Origin of the sequence: Daejeonella oryzae DSM 19973, assembly GCF_000422945.1 — a bacterium.
GTDB classification, from domain to species: Bacteria; Bacteroidota; Bacteroidia; order Sphingobacteriales; family Sphingobacteriaceae; genus Daejeonella; species Daejeonella oryzae.
Window position 1 is genome coordinate 1,382,321 of record NZ_AUHA01000002.1, and the last position, 20,087, is coordinate 1,402,407.

Below are 20,087 nucleotides of genomic sequence, written 5' to 3' on the forward strand. Positions count from 1 at the left end.
ATTATACCAGTTCTAATTCTTTCGCTTGAGGTTTTTCGCCTGTTGATTCAGGTAATGGTTTATGTGCTTTAGACCAGTAAGAGTAAAATGCCGGAATAACCAGCAGTGTAAGAACCAAAGAAAATAAGGTTCCGCCAATGATTACAATACCCATACTCATTCTGCTTTTTGCCGCAGCACCTAAAGAAAGTGCAATTGGCAGCGCACCCAGCGCAATGGTTAAACTCGTCATTAAAATAGGTCTTAAGCGGGCTACTGCAGCTTCGCGAATTGCTTCCTGCACAGATTTGCCCTGCTCTTTAAGCTGGTTGGCAAATTCAACAATTAGAATCCCGTTTTTCGTGACCAGTCCGATGAGCATAATTGTTCCGATCTGACTAAATATATTCCAAGTTTGACCAAATAACCAAAGCGATAAAAATGCTCCAGCTACTGCCATTGGCACTGTTAGAATAATAATAAACGGATCAATAAAGCTTTCGAACTGCGCCGCAAGAATTAAATAAACAAGCAGCAAAGCAAGACCAAATGCAAATAAGGTATTTGATGAACTTTCTTGAAAATCTCTTGATTCTCCACCCAGATCTGTAGAAAACGATTCATCCAACACTTTTTCTGAAGCCTTATCCATGGCGTCAATACCGTCTCCTATACTATAGCCCGGTGCAAGACCGGCGGAAACTGTAGCAGCCATAAACCGGTTATTATGATATAATTGAGGTGGAGTACTGGTCTCTTCAATCTGTACCAGATTATCAAGCTGTATAAGTTCGCCCCGCGTATTACGCACAAATATGGAGGTAAGATCTAAAGGGTCATTTCGGTTTTCCCGGTCATATTGTCCAATTACCTGATATTGTTTTCCGTTCATATTGAAATAAGAAAACCGCTGACCGCTTAATGCAAACTGTAATGTTTGGGCAACATCTAAAACAGAAACACCTATATTTTTAGCTTTTTCGCGATCAATAGAAATGTTAATTTCAGGTTTATTGAATTTTAAGTTAACGTCAGTTACGGTAAAAGTTGGATCCTGACTAATAGTTTCCATAAAAACCGGTAGTTTTTCTCTTAATTTTTCAAAATTAGGAGCCTGGATAATATAATTTACCGGCAGACCGCCACGTCTGCTAACCGAAATTGTGGGTTGCTGAATAACAAATGTTTTTGCTTCAGTATAACCGCTTGTGATTTTAGTCAGCTTTTGAGCAATTTCAGCCTGAGAACGTTCACGCTCGCCCGGTTCTGCAAGCCGGATACGCATAAAGCCTGTATTTGCTGCACCAGATCCGGAAAAACCCGGAGATGTAACGGTAAGATTTATTCGTTTTTCGGGAAGAGAATCCTCTACCATCTGGGTAAGTTTCAGAATAAAATCATCTGTATATTCATAGGATGCGCCTTCCGGAGCGGTAATGCTCACGTTTACTGCTCCACGATCATCAATAGGCGCAGTTTCTTTCTGAAGTACAAACCAGAACAATGCAATTGCACCTATACAGGTAATTAATATAGGATATGCCAGCCAGCGTTTTTCCAAAAAGCTGTTTAATGAATCGGCATAGCCGCTAGTCATTTTTTCGAAATAGGGTTCTGTTGCATTATAAAATTTGGATTTTTTCTGATCTGCTTTCATTAAATAAGCATTCAGCATGGGGGTTAATGTTAATGATACAAATGCCGAAATGAGAACAGCTGCACCAATTACGACCCCAAACTCCCTGAACAGCCTGCCCACAAATCCCTCTAAGAATATCACCGGAAGGAAAACTGCAGCCAAAGTTATGGAGATAGAAATTACAGCCAGAAAAATTTCATTTGATCCTTTAATGGCAGCTTCAAAAGGAGAGTACCCTTCTTCCAGTTTCTTGAAAATGTTTTCTGTAACCACAATTCCATCATCCACCACCAGTCCCGTAGCCAGTACAATGGCAAGCAGGGTAAGTACATTGATTGAAAATCCAAACAGGTACATAATGAAGAAGGTTGCTATAAGCGAAACCGGAATATCAATTAATGGCCTGAAAGCAATACTCCAATCACGGAAGAAAAGATAAATGATCAGGATAACAAGAATGAGAGAAATAATGATAGTTTCTGCAACCTCGATTACGGAGCGCTTTACAAAAATTGTATTGTCTAAAGCGATATCCAGTTTAAAATCTTTTGGAAGATCAACTTTTAGCTGTTCGTATCTTTTGTAAAATTCTTTCGAGATATCTAGATAGTTTGCACCGGGTTGCGGAACAATGGCCATACCGATCATCGGTGTGCCCGATTGGCGCAGCATGGTTTCTTCATTTTCAGGTCCTAAAACGGCAGTTCCTATATCGCGTAAGCGAACAATATTATCGCCGGCACTTTGTATAATCAGATTATTAAATTCCTCTTCATTGGAAAGATTTCCGATTGTTTTTACAGAAAGTTCCGTTGCATCGCCGGAAATTTTTCCGGAAGGTAATTCCACATTTTCGCGGTCTAACGCATTTTTAACATCCAGTGAGGTAAGTCTGTAGGAAGCCAGTTTATCCGGATCGATCCAGATACGCATGGCGTATTTTTTCTGACCCCAAATTTGCACATTACTTACTCCGGGTATGGTTTGTAAACGCTGGGCGATTACATTTTCTGCATAATCACTTAATTCCAGCTGATTTCGTTTATCACTCTGTACCGTCATGGAAATGATGGCGTCTGAATTGGCATCAGCCTTGGATACAACAGGTAAACCATCAATATCTTTTGGCAATTGCCTTACCGCTTGCGAAACTTTATCCCGAACGTCATTGGCTGCGTCTTCCAGATTTTTGTCCAGATTAAATTCAACAGTAATAGAGCTGGAGCCCTGGTTACTTGCCGAGCTGATGTTTTTAATCCCGTCAATACTGTTAATCGCTTTCTCAAGAGGTTCTGTAATCTGTGATTCTATAATCTCGGAATTTGCCCCGGGATAATTGGTTCTTACAGATACAATAGGCGGATCTATAGACGGAAACTCCCGAACGCCCAGATAATTAAATCCAATAACCCCGAATAATACCAGTACGAGATTCATTACTATGGCCAGTACCGGCCGTTTAATACTGGTGGTTGATATGCTCATATCAATAAGTTTAAATTGTTATCAATTAATCAACAATTGGTAAAACCATCGCCTTTAGTTCTTTAAGATATTAATCATAACGGGAGTTTCGGGTTTTAATGACATCATTCCGGTAGTTAATACCGTATCTCCAATAGAAAGCCCCGAAGTAACTAATACCGATTTATCTGTACGTGTTCCGGTTTCAACCATAACTTCCTGCGCTTTACCCTGTTTGCTTATAAAAACTTTTTTGCCTTTTAAAACCGGGATAATAGCCTCGGACGGGATCAATATAGCATCCTGAACATTCGAAAGCGGAAGGTCAATTTTAGCAAATGATCCCGGCAGGATTTGTCCGGAAGGATTATCTGCCCTGGCTTTAATCTGCAATGTTCTTGTGGTCATTTCTATGCTGGGTTCTATAGCATAAATATTAGCCTTATAAGTTCTGGATGAACCGGCTACGGAAAAATTAAGTTTGGTATTAATTCCTATCTGCCCGGCATATTTTTCTGGAACCGAAAGTAGAATTTTAACCGGGTTTATACTCACCAGATTGGCTACAGATGTAGTGGGTATAAGATATTCGCCTACAGAAACATTTCTTAAACCAATTTTTCCGCTGAAAGGAGCCCGTATTTGTGATTTGGATAATTGAGCTCTGATTACCTGCGTTTGAGATTGTAAGGAGCGCAAATCGGCAAGCGCCACATCATAATCTTCTTTGCTGATTGCTTCTTTTTCTAATAATAATTTTGCCCTGTATTCGCTTTGCGAAGCCAGATTTTGTTTTGTTAAAGCCTGCGACAACTGAGCCTGCAATTCTCTGTCGTTTATTTTTAACAGCAATTGTCCTTTCTTAACAAAGCTTCCTTCCTGAAAGTATATTCCGGTAACCAAACCCGGAATTTCACTTCTTAGCTGAACCTGCTCATTTGCTTCTATAGAACCCGATACCGATAAACTGTTGGCAAAACTTTCGGCTTTAACAACTATTCCATTCACTCGTGTGGCAGGTGATGGACCGCCTTTCCCCATCACATTTGAGCCGGGTTTACCGGCGCCTCCCTTTCCTGGTCCGCTTCCCTGGGTTAAGCGGTAGATTATAAGGGCGCTAAAAATTAAACCTAAAGTGATGTAAACAATGTGTTTAGTCTTCATATGGGATTTTATATTTTTTTATATTCTAAAAATATTTCGTTCGGTTTACTGTCTGATAAATTTTCCTGAATAACAGAAATTACCTCGTAAAAAGTTTTTACTTGTTCCTTGCTTAGCGTCTTCATCGACTTCTGATTTAAATCAGAAATTACTTTGCGGATAACTGGTATATCTGTACGGGCTTTTTCGGTAAGTTTTATCAATTGTTCCCTTCGGTCATTCGGATTTTTTTCCCTGATTACATATCCCTTGCCACATAAATAATCAAGGATGGTAACCATATAAGATTTATCAACCTGTAATAATTCACTTAATGCTTTTTGAGTAAGAGATTCTTTATGATCATCTATGAGCACCAATATATACTGATATTTATCTATAGATAAATGTGAAGCTTCTTTTGAAAATAAGCTTAAGTATTTTTTGCTGACCGCAATTAATGAATGTGTTAAAGGTTCTTCCATAAACTGTAAATGCAAAGCTATCAGGATACTTCACTATTAGTTGATTGTAGCAACTATTTTACAGCTTTATGATAATCACCTCTTTTAATACTGTCATTTAAATCTATTTTTGTGAAAATCAATATAAAGTCATGACTTATAAATTCAAACATTTTATCGCTATACTCTTTATGGCAGCAATTTCATCCTTAGCTAATGCTCAAACTAAAATAGCTTTTGAGGTATCATTTACCGAGCCTCAGGCGCATTATGTAGATGTTGAAATGGAAGTTTCCGGTCTTAAGAAAGATCAGGTTGATATAAAGATGCCCGTTTGGGCTCCAGGTTCTTATCTGATCAGAGAGTTTGCAAAAAATGTAGAAAGCTTTACTGCAAAAAATGCAAAGGGCGAATCTCTTCCTTTAGAAAAAATTAATAAAAATACCTGGAGAGTTAATACTCAGAAGAATGGTAAAGTAAAAATCAATTATCGTGTTTATGCTTTCGAAATTTCGGTGAGAACCAGCTTTGTTGATGCATCTCATGCGTTTCTATCTCCTACAGGTATTTTTATGTATGTGGATGGAATGATCAATAATCCGGCTACAGTTACAATTAATCCTCATAAATCATGGAGTAAAATTTCTACAGGTTTAGAAACGGTAAAATCTAAATCGAATACATTCTATGCTGAGAATTTTGATATTCTTTTTGATTCGCCTATAGAAGTTGGAAATCAGGATGTTTTTGAGTTTAACGCCTCAGGCGTTCGTCATGAAGTGGCCATGGTGGGCGGCGGTAATTATGATAAATCCCGTTTAAAGAAAGACATGGCAAAAATCGTGGAAGAAGAAACGGCCATTTTCGGGGTGAATCCCAACAAGCATTATGTTTTCATTGTACATCATTATTCATCGGGCGGCGGTGGTTTAGAGCACTTAAACTCTACAGTTTTAGGAGCTTCCAGATTAGGGTATACAAACGAAAACACTTATAAAAATTTCTTGGGATTGGTTGCTCATGAATATTTCCATTTATGGAATGTGAAACGTTTACGTCCGGTGGCTTTAGGCCCCTTTGACTATGATTCTGAAAATTATACCAGTAATTTATGGATAGCAGAAGGTTTTACGGCATATTATGATAATTTGGTGGTTAGACGTGCTGATTTTCATACTGCAGGTAAATATCTGAATGCTCTGGAAGGCGATATAAATCTGGTTGAAAACCAGCCGGGTACACGCATTCAGTCTTTAAGCGAATCAAGTTTTGATGCCTGGATTAAAGGGTATCGTCCGAATGAGAATTCAAGAAACACAACGATCTCTTATTATAATAAAGGTGCTTTGGTTGCAATGGTTCTGGATCTGGCCATATTAAATTCTACAAAGGGCAGCAAAAGACTGGATGATGTAATGAAAGCTATGTACGAGGAATATTTCGTTAAAAAAGGTCGTGGTTACACCGATGCTGAATTTAAAGCAATGGCCGAAAAAATTGGCGGCATTTCGTTAAATAGCATTTATGATAAATATGTAAATGGCACCGTGCCTATTGACTACCAAACGTATTTGAGTTATGCCGGATTGAAAATAGTAGATGAAGGAAACGCAGCAACTGATCCATTTTTAGGGGCTTCGGCAACTTTAAAGGATGGTAAACTGATTGTAAATAACGTTGTCCGCGGAAGCGCAGCATGGGATTCGGGCTTAAATGTAAATGACGAAGTGATTGCAATAGATGGTTACCGCGTTAATGAGTTAGATAAAACTGTTGCTTCAAAAAAGGTTGGAGACAATACAAAAATTCAGGTTTCCAGAGATGGTGCTTTATTAGAGCTGCAAGCCAGAATTACACGTAATCCTGCTAAAAAATACCGCATTATGCAAGCAGAAAATGCAAGTGCAGAGCAAATATCAATCAGAAATAAATGGCTCAATTTGAAAGATGAAAATGTTATGGGTTCAAAATAATCAGAGCTCTTTCAAATATTATAAAACAGGAAAAGCTGCCTTTTGGCAGCTTTTCCTGTTTTATTGAATGGCTTAATTAGAAAGTAAAACGAACGGATAATCCCAATCCGCGGGCATCAAATTCTGTATAAGGTGTTACAACTAAAGCTGGTTTCCAGTCTAAAGAAACGTTAATAGGAGCTTCGTCAAATTTGTAATCAAGTCCTAAAACACCGTCAATACTTGCCAGCAAATCGCTGTCATCATTTCTTTTGTCTTTTCTCTGTCCAAGAGTTCCACCGGCTCCGTAATAATATCTTAAACCCTGTGCATTTGCAAAAGGCTTGTGTACTTCGTAAAGTCCGGTCAAACGGAAATACGAATAATTACCGCGGCTTTGAAAATTCAGAATAAAATCAAGTGCATCCTGGTTATTAACGAATGTCTTAAAAGTAACTCCATTGGCTTCTCCAAAACGTCCACCTAAAGCATTCTTGTAAGTTTGCTGTGCTTGTGATTCTGTTTGTGATAACAGGATAATAAATGCTGTAATGCTTAGTAAAAGTAATTTTTTCATAATGTGTTTTTAATTCGTTGCTGAGTTTTCAAATACAATGCCAGAACGCCTTTTTATAAAGAGTGTTGCTTGCCTGCTGCTAAAATCCTGAATTTTGCAATTCGTTTAATTCGTTTTAGGATGAAATAAAATTCTTAAATTTTTTAACTGAAAGCCTATGGTTTTTACCGATGTTTAGCTTTTATACAGAGTTTCAATTTTGCTCAATTACTATTTTTAATTAAATTGGCGAAGAGCTGAAAATTCCAAATCAAAATACATTATGGCTGCTATAACCCGGATATTTGATCTGTTAACACATTTAAAAGAAAATTTTTCTAAGGATGATATTATAGCCGGAAAACAGAACGGTAACTGGAAAAGGTATTCTATAACTGAGTTTTTGCAGGAAACAGATAATGTAAGCCGGGGATTGATCAGTATAGGAATTCGAAAAGATGACAAGGTTGCAATCATGTCAGCAAACCGCCCGGAGTGGAATATTTGTGATTTTGGAATTATGCAGATAGGAGCAACTCAGGTTCCAATGTATCCTACTTTATCCGATAATGACATCCGCTTTATTCTTAAAGACGCGGAGGTTAAAGTAGTTTTTGTATCCACCAAAATTCTTTATGATAAGCTCAATAGAATTAAAGCAGAACTGAATATTAATTTAAGCATTTATACTTTTGATGAAATTCCACTGACAAGCAATTGGCAGGATTTGACCAGTATTGGCCGAAAAAACCAGGAAATTGATTTAAACACTTACAAAGATCAGATCACTTCTGATGATTTACTCACTCTTATCTACACTTCCGGAACAACAGGAACTCCTAAGGGAGTGATGTTAACGCATGGGAATTTAGTCTCTAATGTGCTTTCATCCTGCGTCATGTATCCCAAAGGATTTTCAAAAGCTGTCAGCTTTTTACCCATCTCCCATATTTTTGAGCGGATGGTTATTTATATGTATATCTACCTGGGCGTATCTGTTTATTATGCCGAAAGCATGGATACCATTGTAGCAGATATCAATGAAATAAAACCTCATGGATTTACCACCGTTCCGCGTTTGCTTGAAAAAGTATACGACCGTATTGTGGCGAAAGGTTCCGAGTTAACAGGAGTGAAGCATAAATTATTTTTCTGGGCTTTAAACTTGGGATTGCAATATGAGCTTGATGGTAAAAACGGATTTTTATATGAATTGAAACTCGGAATTGCCAATAAACTTATTTTTAGCAAATGGCGCCAGGCTTTAGGCGGAGAAATTATGGCGCTGGTTTCCGGTGGTGCGGCATTGCAGCCACGTTTGGCCCGTATTTTCTGGGCGGCCAAAATGCCGGTTCTCGAAGGATATGGATTGACTGAAACTTCGCCGGTTATTACAGTAAACGGATTAAATAAAGGTGATACTATGTTTACCACTGTGGGTAAAACCATAAAAGACGTGGAAGTTAAAATTGCTCCCGATGGAGAAATATTATGCAAAGGCCCGAATGTGATGAAAGGCTATTACAAGCGCCCGGATCTCACTGCGGAAGTAATTGATGAGGATAACTTTTTTCATACGGGAGATATTGGTGAACTAATTGACGGAAAATACCTCCGTATAACTGATCGTAAAAAGGAGATATTTAAAACAGCAGGTGGCAAATATATTGCTCCGGTAAGCCTCGAAAATAAATTTAAAGAATCACTGTTCATAGAGCAGATAATTGTGCTTGGAGAAAATCAGCGTTTCCCTTCAGCATTAATAGTTCCTGCATTTGCCTGGCTTAAAGAATGGTGCGCCAAAATGGAGATTCCTTATAATTCCAATGCCGAGGTGATTAAAAATCCCAGGGTGCTAACAAAATTCCAGTTAGAAATTGATCACTACAATCAGGACTTTGGAAATTGGGAAAAAATTAAAAAATTTGAACTCCTTTCTCAGGAATGGAGTATTGAAGGTGGCGAACTGACCCCTAAATTGAGTTTAAAAAGAAAAATAATTTTAGATAAAAATAAAGATCTGATTGAAAAAATATACCGCAATTCCGAGCATGTCGAAATATAAAGTTTCTTTCCTGGTAAGCATCACAACTGTTGTTTTCCTTTTTGGTGCCTGTACAACCGGGCAATTAGGCCGTAAAAACAGTACTGAGTATTATAATGGGATGGTCGTTTCGGCTCATCCTCTGGCTTCAAAGGTGGGGCTTAATATTTTAAAAAAAGGTGGCAATGCGGTTGATGCAGCTGTAGCCGTACAGTTTGCCCTGGCTGTGGTTTATCCAAATGCAGGTAATATTGGAGGTGGCGGATTTATGGTTTACCGTTCTGCATCAGGTGAAATATCTACACTCGACTATCGTGAAAAGGCGCCGGCCGCTTCCAGCAGAGATATGTATCTGGATTCAGAGGGGAATGCCATAACAGATAAAAGCCTTTACGGACATCTGGCATCAGGCGTTCCGGGCAGTGTTGACGGAATGGTTAAAGCGCATCAGAAATATGGAAAATTAAGCTGGGCAGAAGTATTGCAGCCATCCATCGATCTGGCCGCAAACGGCTTTGCTTTAACAGAAAGGCAAGCCAATGAACTGAACTCAAACGCAGCTGCATTTGCCAAATTTAATCCCGGGAAAGACTATTTTTTAAAATCAAAATGGATTGCAGATGATAAATTAGTACAGTCAGATCTGGCTAAAACCTTAACCCTAATCCGTGATAATGGCCGGGAAGGATTTTATGCTGGTGAAGTGGCTGATCTCATTGTAGCCGAAATGGCTTCAGGTTCGGGCCTGATCAGCAAAAAAGACCTGGCTGATTACCAATCTGTTTGGCGTGAAGCGATAACAGGCAATTATAAGGAATACCGTATTATAACAATGCCTCCTCCTTCTAGCGGCGGAATTGCCTTAATACAACTGCTGAAATTAGTTGAACCTTACCCGCTTAAACGCTGGGGATTTAATTCTGATTCAACAGTACAATTGATGGTTGAGGCAGAAAGAAGAGTTTACGCGGACCGGGCTGCTTATTTGGGCGATCCTGATTTCTTTAAAGTGCCTCAGCAAGCACTTATGGCCAGTTCTTATTCGCTATCGCGGATGAAAGACTTCAACTGGAATCAGGCTACGCCTAGCAATCTGATTAAAGAAGGGGTTATTGCTCCTAAAGAATCTGAGGAAACAACACATTTTTCTATTGTCGATCGTGAGGGAAATGCCGTTTCAATTACGACTACACTGAACGGTTCTTACGGATCAAAAGTGATTGTTAAAGGAGCCGGATTTTTATTGAACAATGAAATGGATGATTTTTCTGTAAAGCCGGGTACTCCAAATATGTATGGTCTGGTTGGCGGCGAAGCCAATGCAATTTCCCCCGGCAAACGTATGCTTAGCTCGATGACACCCGCAATTCTTGAAAAAGATGGAAAGCTATTCATGATAGTGGGTACGCCCGGAGGTTCTACAATTATAACCTCTGTTTTCCAAACGATACTTAATGTGGTGGAGTTCGATAAAAATATGCAGGCCGCAGTAAACGCTAAAAAGTTTCACCACCAATGGCTTCCCGATGAAGTTTTTGTTGAGAAAGGAACCCTGGATAGTTTAACCCAAATCAAACTTCAGAAAAAAGGATATAAAATAACCGAGCGTGGAGATATTGGAAGGGTGGATGCTATCCTTAAAACAAAATGGGGATATTACGAAGGCGGAGCCGATCCAAGAGGGGATGATTCTAAAATGGCCTGGTAAGTTTCAAAAGCATTATTTTTTCATATTAATATCCGTTTTTCAGATATTTTTCTATTAAAGGTTTGATATAATTCTTCATTTTATCCGGTTGAAGGTTGCTTTCTGTACCTTCTTAAATTTCTTTGGGATGAAATAATATTTTCATAAATTATGCTTGCATACTAAATTTCAATTCAATAGATTTGTTATGCGTGCATAGTATATTACATGAAGCCTGAAGAAACCGTAGACTACTTCTTAAAAATTGTTTGGCAAAGTGTTGCCAATAAATATAACCAGATCGCTTCTGAATATGGAATAACTCAGGCATTGGGTTATATGCTGATTAATATTCATGAGGAGGGTACGGCAGTTTCGCAAATTGCCGCTTTGTCGGGTGTAAAGTCAACCAGCCTTTCCCGTATGTTAAAAAATATGGAGGAATTGGGTTTGATTTACCGGGAGGCTGATCCTTTGGATAAGCGTTCTGTTAAAATATTTTTAACAGATTTTGGCAAAGAAAAAAGACAGGTGGCAAAAGATGTGGTGCGCCGTTTTAATGAATATCTGAACAGTCACGTAACTGAAACCGAAAGGCTTAATTTAACAGAAAGTCTTAAAAAGATAAACCAACTAACATTAAACTATAAACCTGAATAGATGAAACGAATAGTTAGAAAAGTAGCAGTACTGGGTTCTGGAATAATGGGTTCCCGCATTGCCTGCCACTTTGCCAATATTGGACTTGAAGTATTGTTGCTGGATATTGTACCCAGAGAATTGAGTGCTGAAGAGCAGGCTAAAGGTTTATCGCTGGAAAACAAAAATGTACGTAACCGCATCGTAAATACCGCATTGGAAACAGCCGTTAAAAGCAATCCATCTCCCGTTTATACAAAGAAGGTTATCAATAAAATCACGACAGGAAATTTTGAAGACAATATGAAAGATATTGCTTCCTGCGACTGGACCATTGAAGTGGTTGTAGAAAATCTGGATATTAAGAAAAAGGTATATGATGAGGTCGAAAAATACCGCAGGCCCGGTACGCTGATCACTTCAAATACGTCGGGTATTCCTATCCATTTAATGGCAGAAGGAAGAACTGCAGATTTTCAATCTCATTTCTGCGGAACTCATTTTTTTAACCCGCCGAGGTATTTGCGTCTTTTAGAAATTATTCCAACTCCTCAGACCAATGCTGAAGTGATTGACTTTCTGATGCATTACGGAGATAAATTTCTGGGTAAAACAACTGTATTATGTAAAGATACGCCGGCATTTATTGCTAACAGGGTGGGAGTGTATTCTATTATGGCACTTTTGCACCTGGTCGAAAAAATGGATCTCACAGTAGAAGAGGTAGATAAATATACTGGTCCGGCATTGGGTCGGCCAAAATCTGCAACATTCAGAACTACCGATGTGGTAGGCTTGGATACCATGATTAATGTGGCCAACGGTTTATCGCAGAACCTTCCGGATGATAAGGCGCATGACCTTTTCCAGCTGCCAGGTTATGTAAAAAAGATGCAGGAGAATAAATGGCTCGGCGATAAAACCCGTCAGGGATTTTATAAAAAAGTAAAGGGCGAAGATGGGAAAAGTGAAATATTATCCCTTGATTTAAAAACCTTTGAATACAAACCACAGCAGAAAATAAAATCTGCTACGCTGGAGGCAACCAAAGCCGTAGAAAATCTTCAGGAACGTATGAAGGTTTTTTCCAAAGGAACCGATAAAGCCGGAGAATTTTTCCGGACCTCATTTTTTGGTTTGTTCGAATATGTTTCCGACCGGATTCCAGAAATTTCTGATGAACTGTACCGGATTGATGATGCCATGCGTGCCGGCTTCGGCTGGGAACTTGGCCCTTTTGAGGTTTGGGATGCTTTAGGTATTCAGGAAGCTGTGGATGGAATGAAAAAGTACGGCAACGAAGCTGCTCAGTGGGTTCATGAAATGCTGGAAGCCGGTCATTCGTCATTTTATAAAGTAGAAAATGGGATTAAAAAATATTATGATATCCCAACAAAAACATACAAGGCTGTTCCCGGAGCGGATGCATTTATCATCCTGGATAATCTCCGTGATAACAAAACCGTCTGGAAAAACTCCGGTACAACCATTACTGATCTGGGCGACGGAATACTGAATCTGGAATTTCACACTAAAATGAATACAATCGGTGGCGAGGTTATCCAGGGAATAAATAAAGCTATTGATCTGGCTGAGAAAGATTACCGCGGATTGGTTATTGGTAATGACGGGGCAAATTTTTCTGCCGGTGCCAATATCGGGATGATCTTTATGGCTGCTGTTGAACAGGATTGGGATGAGATAAATATCGCGATTAAAATGTTCCAGAATACCATGATGCGTGTACGTTATTCATCTATTCCGGTAGTTGCTGCGGCGCATAATTTAACCCTTGGCGGAGGATGCGAACTTTGTCTGCATGCAGATTTTGTTCAAACCAATGCTGAAACCTATATGGGACTGGTAGAATTTGGAGTTGGTTTGATTCCGGGCGGAGGTGGCTCCAAAGAATTTGCTTTGCGTGTCTCTGATGATTTCCGTGAGGGACAGATTGAGCAGAATGCCCTTAAAGACCGCTTTCTGACTATCGCAATGGCCAAAGTTTCTACATCCGGAGAGGAAGCGTACGATCTTGGATATTTACAAAAAGGTAAATACGCTATCACCATGAACCGAAGCCGTTTAATTTCTGATGCAAAAGAAAAAGCACTAGAGCTGGCTGATGCCGGATATGTAACTCCTGTTCAGCGAAAAGATATCCGGGTATTGGGTAAACATGGGATGGGTATTGTTTATGCCGGCGCAAATTCTATGTATGCAGGCAATTACATTTCGGAGCATGATAAAAAGATTTCTGAAAAATTAGGCTACGTAATGTGCGGTGGAGATTTGTCTGCTCCTGCCTTGGTAACTGAGCAATATTTACTGGATTTAGAGCGGGAAGTTTTTCTATCGCTTTGCGGAGAAAAGAAGACTTTAGAGCGTATTCAATCAATTTTGACTAAGGGTAAACCTTTGAGAAATTAGAGAGCATTAATTGATTTAGAAATTTATTAGTCAATAAAAAATGGAAGAAGCATATATCATAGCAGCATATAGAACAGCAGTTGGCAAGGCCCCGCGGGGAGTATTCCGTTTTACACGTGCCGATGATCTGGCTGCAGAAGTTGTAAAACATTTAGTAGCATCAGTGCCGAATCTGGATAAAGAGCAAATTGACGACGTGATTGTTGGTAATGCAACTCCAGAAGGTGAGCAGGGTTTAAATGTAGCCCGGATGATTTCTTTAATGGGTTTAAATACCGAAAAAGTTCCCGGTGTAACGGTTAACCGGTACTGTGCTTCCGGACTGGAAACTATTGCTATTGCAACAGCTAAAATTCGGTCGGGGATGGCAGATTGCATTATTGCCGGCGGAGTAGAAGTGATGTCTGGAATGCCGTTTGGAGGATGGAAACTGGTGCCAAATCCGGATGTAGCTAAAAATCACCCTGAATGGTATTGGGGTATGGGCTTAACCGCCGAAGCCGTCGCGAAAGAGTATTCTGTTAGTCGCGAAGATCAGGATGAGTTTTCATTTAACTCTCATCAAAAAGCGGTTGAAGCTATTAAAAATGGACATTTAAAAGACGGAATTATTCCTATAACTATAAAGGAAAATTATCTCGACGAAAACCTGAAGAAAAAATCAAAAGAATTTTTGGTTGATACGGATGAAGGACCGAGATCTGATACCACAATTGAAAAGCTTTCTAAACTAAAACCAGTGTTTGCTGCCAATGGCGTAGTTACTGCCGGTAATTCATCCCAAACTTCTGATGGAGCAGCATTTGTTTTGATCGTTTCAGAATCAATGCTGAAGCAATTAAACGTTCAGCCGATTGCCCGCCTGGTAAGTTACGGTGTTGCCGGAGTTCCGCCACGAATTATGGGTATTGGTCCGATTGAGGCAATTCCTCTGGCTTTGAAAAAGGCCGGAATGAAACAGGAAGATTTGGATTTGATTGAATTGAACGAAGCTTTCGCTTCTCAGTCACTTGCTATCATCCGCACATTGGGGCTGGATAAGGATAAAGTAAATGTGAACGGTGGAGCAATAGCTCTGGGTCATCCTCTGGGATGTACAGGTGCTAAATTGTCTGTACAGATTTTTAATGAATTAAAAAGAAGAGAAAAGAAATACGGAATGGTTACTATGTGTGTTGGCAGCGGCCAGGGCGCAGCAGGAATTTTTGAAATGATGTGATAAAATCTTTGAACGGGAAAATGAAATGAAGGGCTGACTAAGAGTTAAGAAATTATATTGATAGAAAGTGAAAACCCGGAAGAAACAAAAATAGGAAGGCGCTAAATTAACTTCAATATAATGTTGGAGATCCTTCGCTTCTCTCAGAATTAAAAAATAAAGACAATATGGAAACCACAGAAAAAAACAAATCAATAAAAGGCGGAGAATTTATTATTCGCGAAACTTCATGTGACGATATTTTTATTCCGGAGGAATTTGATGAGGAACAGCTGATGATCAAGAAAACCTGTGAAGATTTTCTTGAAAGTGAAGTTTATCCAAACCTGGAGCGGATTGATAATCAGGAAGAAGGTTTGATGCCATCCTTGATGGATAAAGCCGGAGAGCTGGGTTTGCTGGCAGTTTCAATTCCGGAAGAGTATGGCGGCTTCGGCAAAAATTTTAATACTTCAATGCTTGTTGCTGATACGGTTGGCCCGGGCTGTTCTTTCGCGGTAGCACTTTCAGCTCATACCGGTATTGGAACCCTCCCGATTCTTTACTATGGAGATAAGCAACAAAAAGATAAATACATTCCTAAACTGGCTACCGGCGAATGGAAAGCAGCCTATTGTTTAACAGAACCAAATTCAGGTTCTGACGCAAATTCTGCTCGTACAAAAGCAAAACTGAATGCAGAGGGTACACATTACCATATTAACGGACAAAAAATGTGGATTACCAATGGTGGATTTGCAGATGTGTTTATCGTTTTTGCCAAAATTGATGATGATAAAAATCTTTCAGCTTTTATTGTTGAAAAGGATTTTGGAGGAATTTCCATGAATCCTGAGGAGCATAAAATGGGCATCAAGGGTTCTTCTACACGTCAGGTATTTTTTAACGATTGCCCGGTTCCTGTAGAAAATCTTTTATCAGAAAGAGAGAATGGTTTTAAGATCGCAGTGAATATTCTCAATATCGGCCGTATTAAGCTGGGAGTTGCTGCTATCGGATCTTCCCGTCGGGTTTTAAATCAGGCAATTAATTATTCGAACGAGCGAATTCAGTTTAACCTGCCGATTTCAAAATTCGGAGCTATCCGCTATAAGCTTGCTGAAATGGCGACCCGTAATTTTGCCATTGAAAGTGCGGCTTACAGAGCTGGTCAAAATATTGACGATGCCTACGATGCGTTGCTTGCTGAAGGCATGGATCCGGCGAAAGCCAAATTAAAATCCACAGAAATGTTTGCCGTAGAATGTGCTATTTTGAAAGTGTGGGGTTCTGAAATGCTGGATTACATTGTGGATGAAGGAGTGCAGGTTTATGGAGGAATGGGATATTCGGCCGAAGCGCCCATGGATCGTGCTTATCGCGATAGCCGGATCAACAGAATATTTGAAGGGACCAATGAAATTAACCGGATGCTCATTGTAGATATGCTGCTGAAGCGTGCTATGAAAGGCGAGCTGGATCTGATGACACCGGCTCAAGCCGTAGCCGGAGAATTAATGTCGATTCCAGACTTTGGTGAAGAGGATGATACGCTATTTGCGGCAGAGAAAAAGATTTTGGTAAATCTTAAAAAAGCCGGACTTATGGTTGCCGGTTCAGCGGTGCAAAAATTAATGATGACCCTGGGTAAAGAGCAGGAAATATTAATGAACATTGCCGATATTCTCGGATATGTTTATGTTGCTGAATCTACTATCCTACGGGTTGAAAAACTGGTTAAATTACGTGGAGAAGAAGCGTGTAAAGGACAACTGGATATGATGCGTATCTATTTGCAGGAAACTGTGGATAAAGTTGCCCTTGCCGGAAAAGAAGCTCTTTATTCTTTTGCCGAAGGCGATGAGTTGAAAATGATGCTTGTTGGATTACGTCGTTTTACAAAGGCCGAGCCTTTTAATATTAAAGAAACCCGCCAGCGTGTGGCACGCCAATTAATCGAAGCCAATAAATATTGTTTTTAGAGGCGAGAGCAAAATATACGATACTAGAGTTGAGAAAAAAATCCCCTGTTTAAATAACAGGGGATTTTTTATGGGCAGTGTTTATTCTTAAATCTGTTATTTAATGCCTTAAATCTTTTTATTGTTAAAAAATGTTAATCCTTAGTAATTAACGTTTAAAAGGATAAATTTGCAACCGTATGAAAGTGAGATATCTGTTTTTATTTTTTATTGCATTAACTATAACTATTAGTTCTTGTAAGAAAACTTCTTCTGTTGATCCTGAAAAGCAATTTGCAGCAGATGAAGTTCTGATTAAAGATTTTATTGCAAAAAATAATATTACTGCCATTCGTCATGAAAGCGGAGTTTATTATCAAATAATTGCTCCGGGTTCCGGTAGTACCATTTATTCTGCAAATACGTCGGTTTCTGCCAAGTATAAAGGCAGATTGTTAAGCGGTTCTGTTTTTGATGAAGCCACTGCAAATCCTATTTCATTTAAATTGGGAGGAGTAATTGTAGGCTGGCAGATCGGAGTTCCTTTGATACAAAAAGGAGGCAAAATCCGCCTGCTTATTCCTTCTGCCTATGGTTACGGACAAAGTTCTGCCGGTTCTATTCCTGCTAACTCAGTATTGGATTTCGATATTGAATTAGTGGATGTTCAAAATTAAAATAATTAGAATGAGACATTTTTTAAAATATAGTCTGCCGGCTGTTTTCGTAGTGCTGTTTTTAACTGCCTGCGAAAAAGAATATGAGGGGATTGAGCAGATTGATGAACGCAAAATCCAGGAATATATCAAAGCCAATAATTTAAATTTAACTAAAGATCCTTCCGGTATTTATTATCAGATAATGGATTCAGGAACAGGGCAATTGGCTAAAAATTCGGAGAAAGTATTTTTTAATTACACAGCACGCTCCGTAAATGGAACTGAATATTTTCCTAAAGATCCGTATAGCGTTTACAGTGATTTTTTAGGATATGTCAGACCGGAAGGCTGGCGTTTAGCCCTATCATTGCTCCCTAAAGGAGGTAAAATCAGGGTGGTGTTTCCTTCATCATTGGGGTTTGGAAGAAACGGTTCTTCACCGGTGAAAGGAAATGAAATTCTTGATAGTGAACTTGAATTGTATAATGTCAAAACTCAGGCAGAAATGGATGAATTTCTTATCCAAAAATATATGCAACAAAATTCATTACAGTTAACAAAACATTCATCGGGAGTTTATTACCAGATACTGGCTCCTGGAACGGGAACAGAAATTGTTGATATTAATTCAACTATCACAATGGCATACACCGGAAAGCTGTTAAACGGTAAAATTTTCGATTCTGCAGCTATTGATAAACCTTTAACAAGCTCCTTAACTAATTTGATTAGAGGATGGCAGGAAGTAGTGCCCCTGATTACCAAAGGAGGTAAAATACGTATTTTGATTCCTTCTGCACTGGGGTATGGAAGCGCACCAAATGCTTCTATTCCGGGAAATTCTGTATTGGATTTTTCTATAGAACTTACCAACGTAGTTAATTAATAAAATTTATCAAGATATAAAAAGGCTCCTTTAGAGGAGCCTTTTCTATTTTGATAAAGCTTGTTTAAAAACTCTCAGAACTCGTTCCCTTGCAAATTTATGATCCACAATTGGCTGTGGATATTTAAAGGGATCATCAAACTCGGGGATCCATTTTTTTATATACTCCAGTTTGGGATCAAATTTTTTCGTTTGCAACTCCGGACTAAAAACCCGGAAATAGGGAGCAGCATCATTTCCTGAGCCGGCAGCCCATTGCCAACCGCCAACATTGCTTGCCTGGTCATAATCCAACAGCTTACGGGCAAAGTAAGCTTCTCCCCATCGCCAGTCAATTAACAGGTGTTTAGTCAAAAAACTGGCCGTGATCATGCGTACCCGGTTGTGCATAAATCCGGTGGAATTCAATTCCCTCATTCCCGCATCAACTATCGGATATCCCGTTTTTCCTTCGCACCAGGCTTTAAATTCTTCCGCATTATTTCTCCATTCTATCTGGTCGTACTGAGATTTAAACGCCGCATCAACTGTATAAGGGAAATGCCATAAAATCATCGCATAAAAATCTCTCCAGATCAATTCATTCAGCCAGGTTTTCTCGCTTGCTTCAGTTGCCTTAGCAGCCAGTTCCCTGATACTAATTGTTCCAAAACGTAAATGCACACTGATACGCGATGTTCCTTTTATTGCTGGAAAATTCCGTGTTTCTTTATATCGCTCTATGATTTCTGAATAGCTTTTATCAGGATAGGAAATGGTGCTTTTTTCAAAACCTAAATTTTCAAGTGATGGAATTTGAAATGTAAGATCCTTATAAAAATTGTCGAAATATTTTTGAGAGGGATAAGGCTTAAGATAAAATTCATTTATTTTTTCAAGCCATTTTCTTTTGTAAGGAGTAAATACCGTATAAGGTTTCTGATCATCTTTTACAATCTCACTCTTCTCAAAAATTACCTGGTCTTTGAATGTATGAAAACCAATATTCTGATTTTCGAAAAATTCCAAAAGTGTCGAATCTCTCTTTCGGGCATAGGGTTCATAATCATGATTGCAGTAAATATTCTTTACGTTAAATTCCTTTATAATTTCTTTCCAGGCATTTTCTGCAGAATCATGTTTAACATATAATGAAGAGCCTGACTTTTCTAGCTCCGTATTTAAATTCTGTAAACAGAGATGAATAAAACTGACTCTCGCATCGTTTTTATCTTCCAGTTTAGACAGAATATTCCGGTCGAAGATGAACACAGGCAAAACCGGAATTCCGGATTTTAAGGCATGAAACAAACCTGCATTGTCATTTAATCTGAGATCCCTGCGGAACCAAAAAATGTTTATTTCCCGGGTCATTTAACGTATTTTGATTGATGAATCTGAGGTCATAAA

General features: G+C 39.0%; 14 protein-coding genes. 9 read left to right on the forward strand and 5 right to left on the reverse strand.

All coding sequences use genetic code 11. The annotated features are described in order from the left end of the window. Position 1 precedes the first annotated feature (1 nt). From G521_RS0106430 to G521_RS0106440, 3 genes are read right to left on the reverse strand one after another with little or no spacing between them, the layout of a single operon-like run. On the reverse strand, positions 2-3,103 hold the full coding sequence (locus tag G521_RS0106430) for an efflux RND transporter permease subunit (RefSeq protein ID WP_026897813.1): 3,102 nt from the start codon (positions 3,101-3,103) through the stop codon (positions 2-4). A 54-nt stretch (positions 3,104-3,157) separates the two neighbouring features. Continuing rightward, entirely contained in the window at positions 3,158-4,246 is a 1,089-nt protein-coding gene (locus G521_RS0106435) for an efflux RND transporter periplasmic adaptor subunit (RefSeq protein WP_026897814.1), read from the reverse strand. Between the two features lie 8 nt (positions 4,247-4,254). Beyond that, positions 4,255-4,710 (reverse strand): MarR family winged helix-turn-helix transcriptional regulator, encoded by a 456-nt coding sequence (locus G521_RS0106440; RefSeq protein ID WP_026897815.1) that lies wholly within the window; start codon positions 4,708-4,710, stop codon positions 4,255-4,257. A gap of 131 nt (positions 4,711-4,841) precedes the next feature. Between G521_RS0106440 and G521_RS0106450 the strand changes: the two genes are divergently transcribed. Continuing rightward, complete coding sequence (locus G521_RS0106450; protein ID WP_036678260.1) at positions 4,842-6,662, forward strand: M61 family metallopeptidase; 1,821 nt, start codon at positions 4,842-4,844, stop codon at positions 6,660-6,662. 76 nt (positions 6,663-6,738) lie between these two features. Here the strand turns inward: G521_RS0106450 and G521_RS0106460 are convergent, their stop codons facing one another. After that, positions 6,739-7,218 carry a hypothetical protein gene (locus G521_RS0106460; protein WP_026897817.1) on the reverse strand — a complete coding sequence of 160 codons (480 nt, stop codon included), beginning with the start codon at positions 7,216-7,218 and terminating at the stop codon, positions 6,739-6,741. Positions 7,219-7,480: 262 nt separating this feature from the next. Between G521_RS0106460 and G521_RS0106465 the strand changes: the two genes are divergently transcribed. The 8 genes from G521_RS0106465 (at position 7,481) to G521_RS18340 (ending at position 18,698) form a co-directional block, all read left to right on the forward strand. Continuing rightward, positions 7,481-9,262, forward strand: coding sequence for an AMP-dependent synthetase/ligase (locus G521_RS0106465; protein ID WP_026897818.1), 1,782 nt, complete (start codon positions 7,481-7,483; stop codon positions 9,260-9,262). After that, complete coding sequence (gene ggt, locus G521_RS0106470; protein ID WP_026897819.1) at positions 9,249-10,949, forward strand: gamma-glutamyltransferase; 1,701 nt, start codon at positions 9,249-9,251, stop codon at positions 10,947-10,949. Before G521_RS0106465 ends, ggt begins: the two co-directional genes overlap by 14 nt. A gap of 207 nt (positions 10,950-11,156) precedes the next feature. After that, positions 11,157-11,588 carry a MarR family winged helix-turn-helix transcriptional regulator gene (locus tag G521_RS0106475; RefSeq protein WP_026897820.1) on the forward strand — a complete coding sequence of 144 codons (432 nt, stop codon included), beginning with the start codon at positions 11,157-11,159 and terminating at the stop codon, positions 11,586-11,588. Beyond that, the gene (locus G521_RS0106480) at positions 11,589-13,994 is read left to right on the forward strand and encodes a 3-hydroxyacyl-CoA dehydrogenase/enoyl-CoA hydratase family protein (protein WP_026897821.1); all 2,406 of its coding nucleotides are present in this window, start codon (positions 11,589-11,591) and stop codon (positions 13,992-13,994) included. Positions 13,995-14,034: 40 nt separating this feature from the next. Continuing rightward, positions 14,035-15,213, forward strand: coding sequence for an acetyl-CoA C-acyltransferase (locus tag G521_RS0106485; RefSeq protein ID WP_026897822.1), 1,179 nt, complete (start codon positions 14,035-14,037; stop codon positions 15,211-15,213). Between the two features lie 167 nt (positions 15,214-15,380). Continuing rightward, positions 15,381-17,174, forward strand: coding sequence for an acyl-CoA dehydrogenase family protein (locus G521_RS0106490; RefSeq protein WP_026897823.1), 1,794 nt, complete (start codon positions 15,381-15,383; stop codon positions 17,172-17,174). Positions 17,175-17,353: 179 nt separating this feature from the next. Further along, positions 17,354-17,830: an FKBP-type peptidyl-prolyl cis-trans isomerase gene (locus tag G521_RS0106495; protein WP_026897824.1), complete on the forward strand. Its 477-nt coding sequence runs from the start codon at positions 17,354-17,356 to the stop codon at positions 17,828-17,830. A 10-nt stretch (positions 17,831-17,840) separates the two neighbouring features. Beyond that, a complete protein-coding gene (locus tag G521_RS18340) occupies positions 17,841-18,698 on the forward strand; it encodes an FKBP-type peptidyl-prolyl cis-trans isomerase (RefSeq protein ID WP_245580837.1) in 858 nt (285 codons plus the stop codon). A 45-nt stretch (positions 18,699-18,743) separates the two neighbouring features. Here the strand turns inward: G521_RS18340 and G521_RS0106505 are convergent, their stop codons facing one another. Continuing rightward, positions 18,744-20,051, reverse strand: coding sequence for a cryptochrome/photolyase family protein (locus G521_RS0106505; RefSeq protein ID WP_026897825.1), 1,308 nt, complete (start codon positions 20,049-20,051; stop codon positions 18,744-18,746). Positions 20,052-20,087 lie beyond the last annotated feature (36 nt).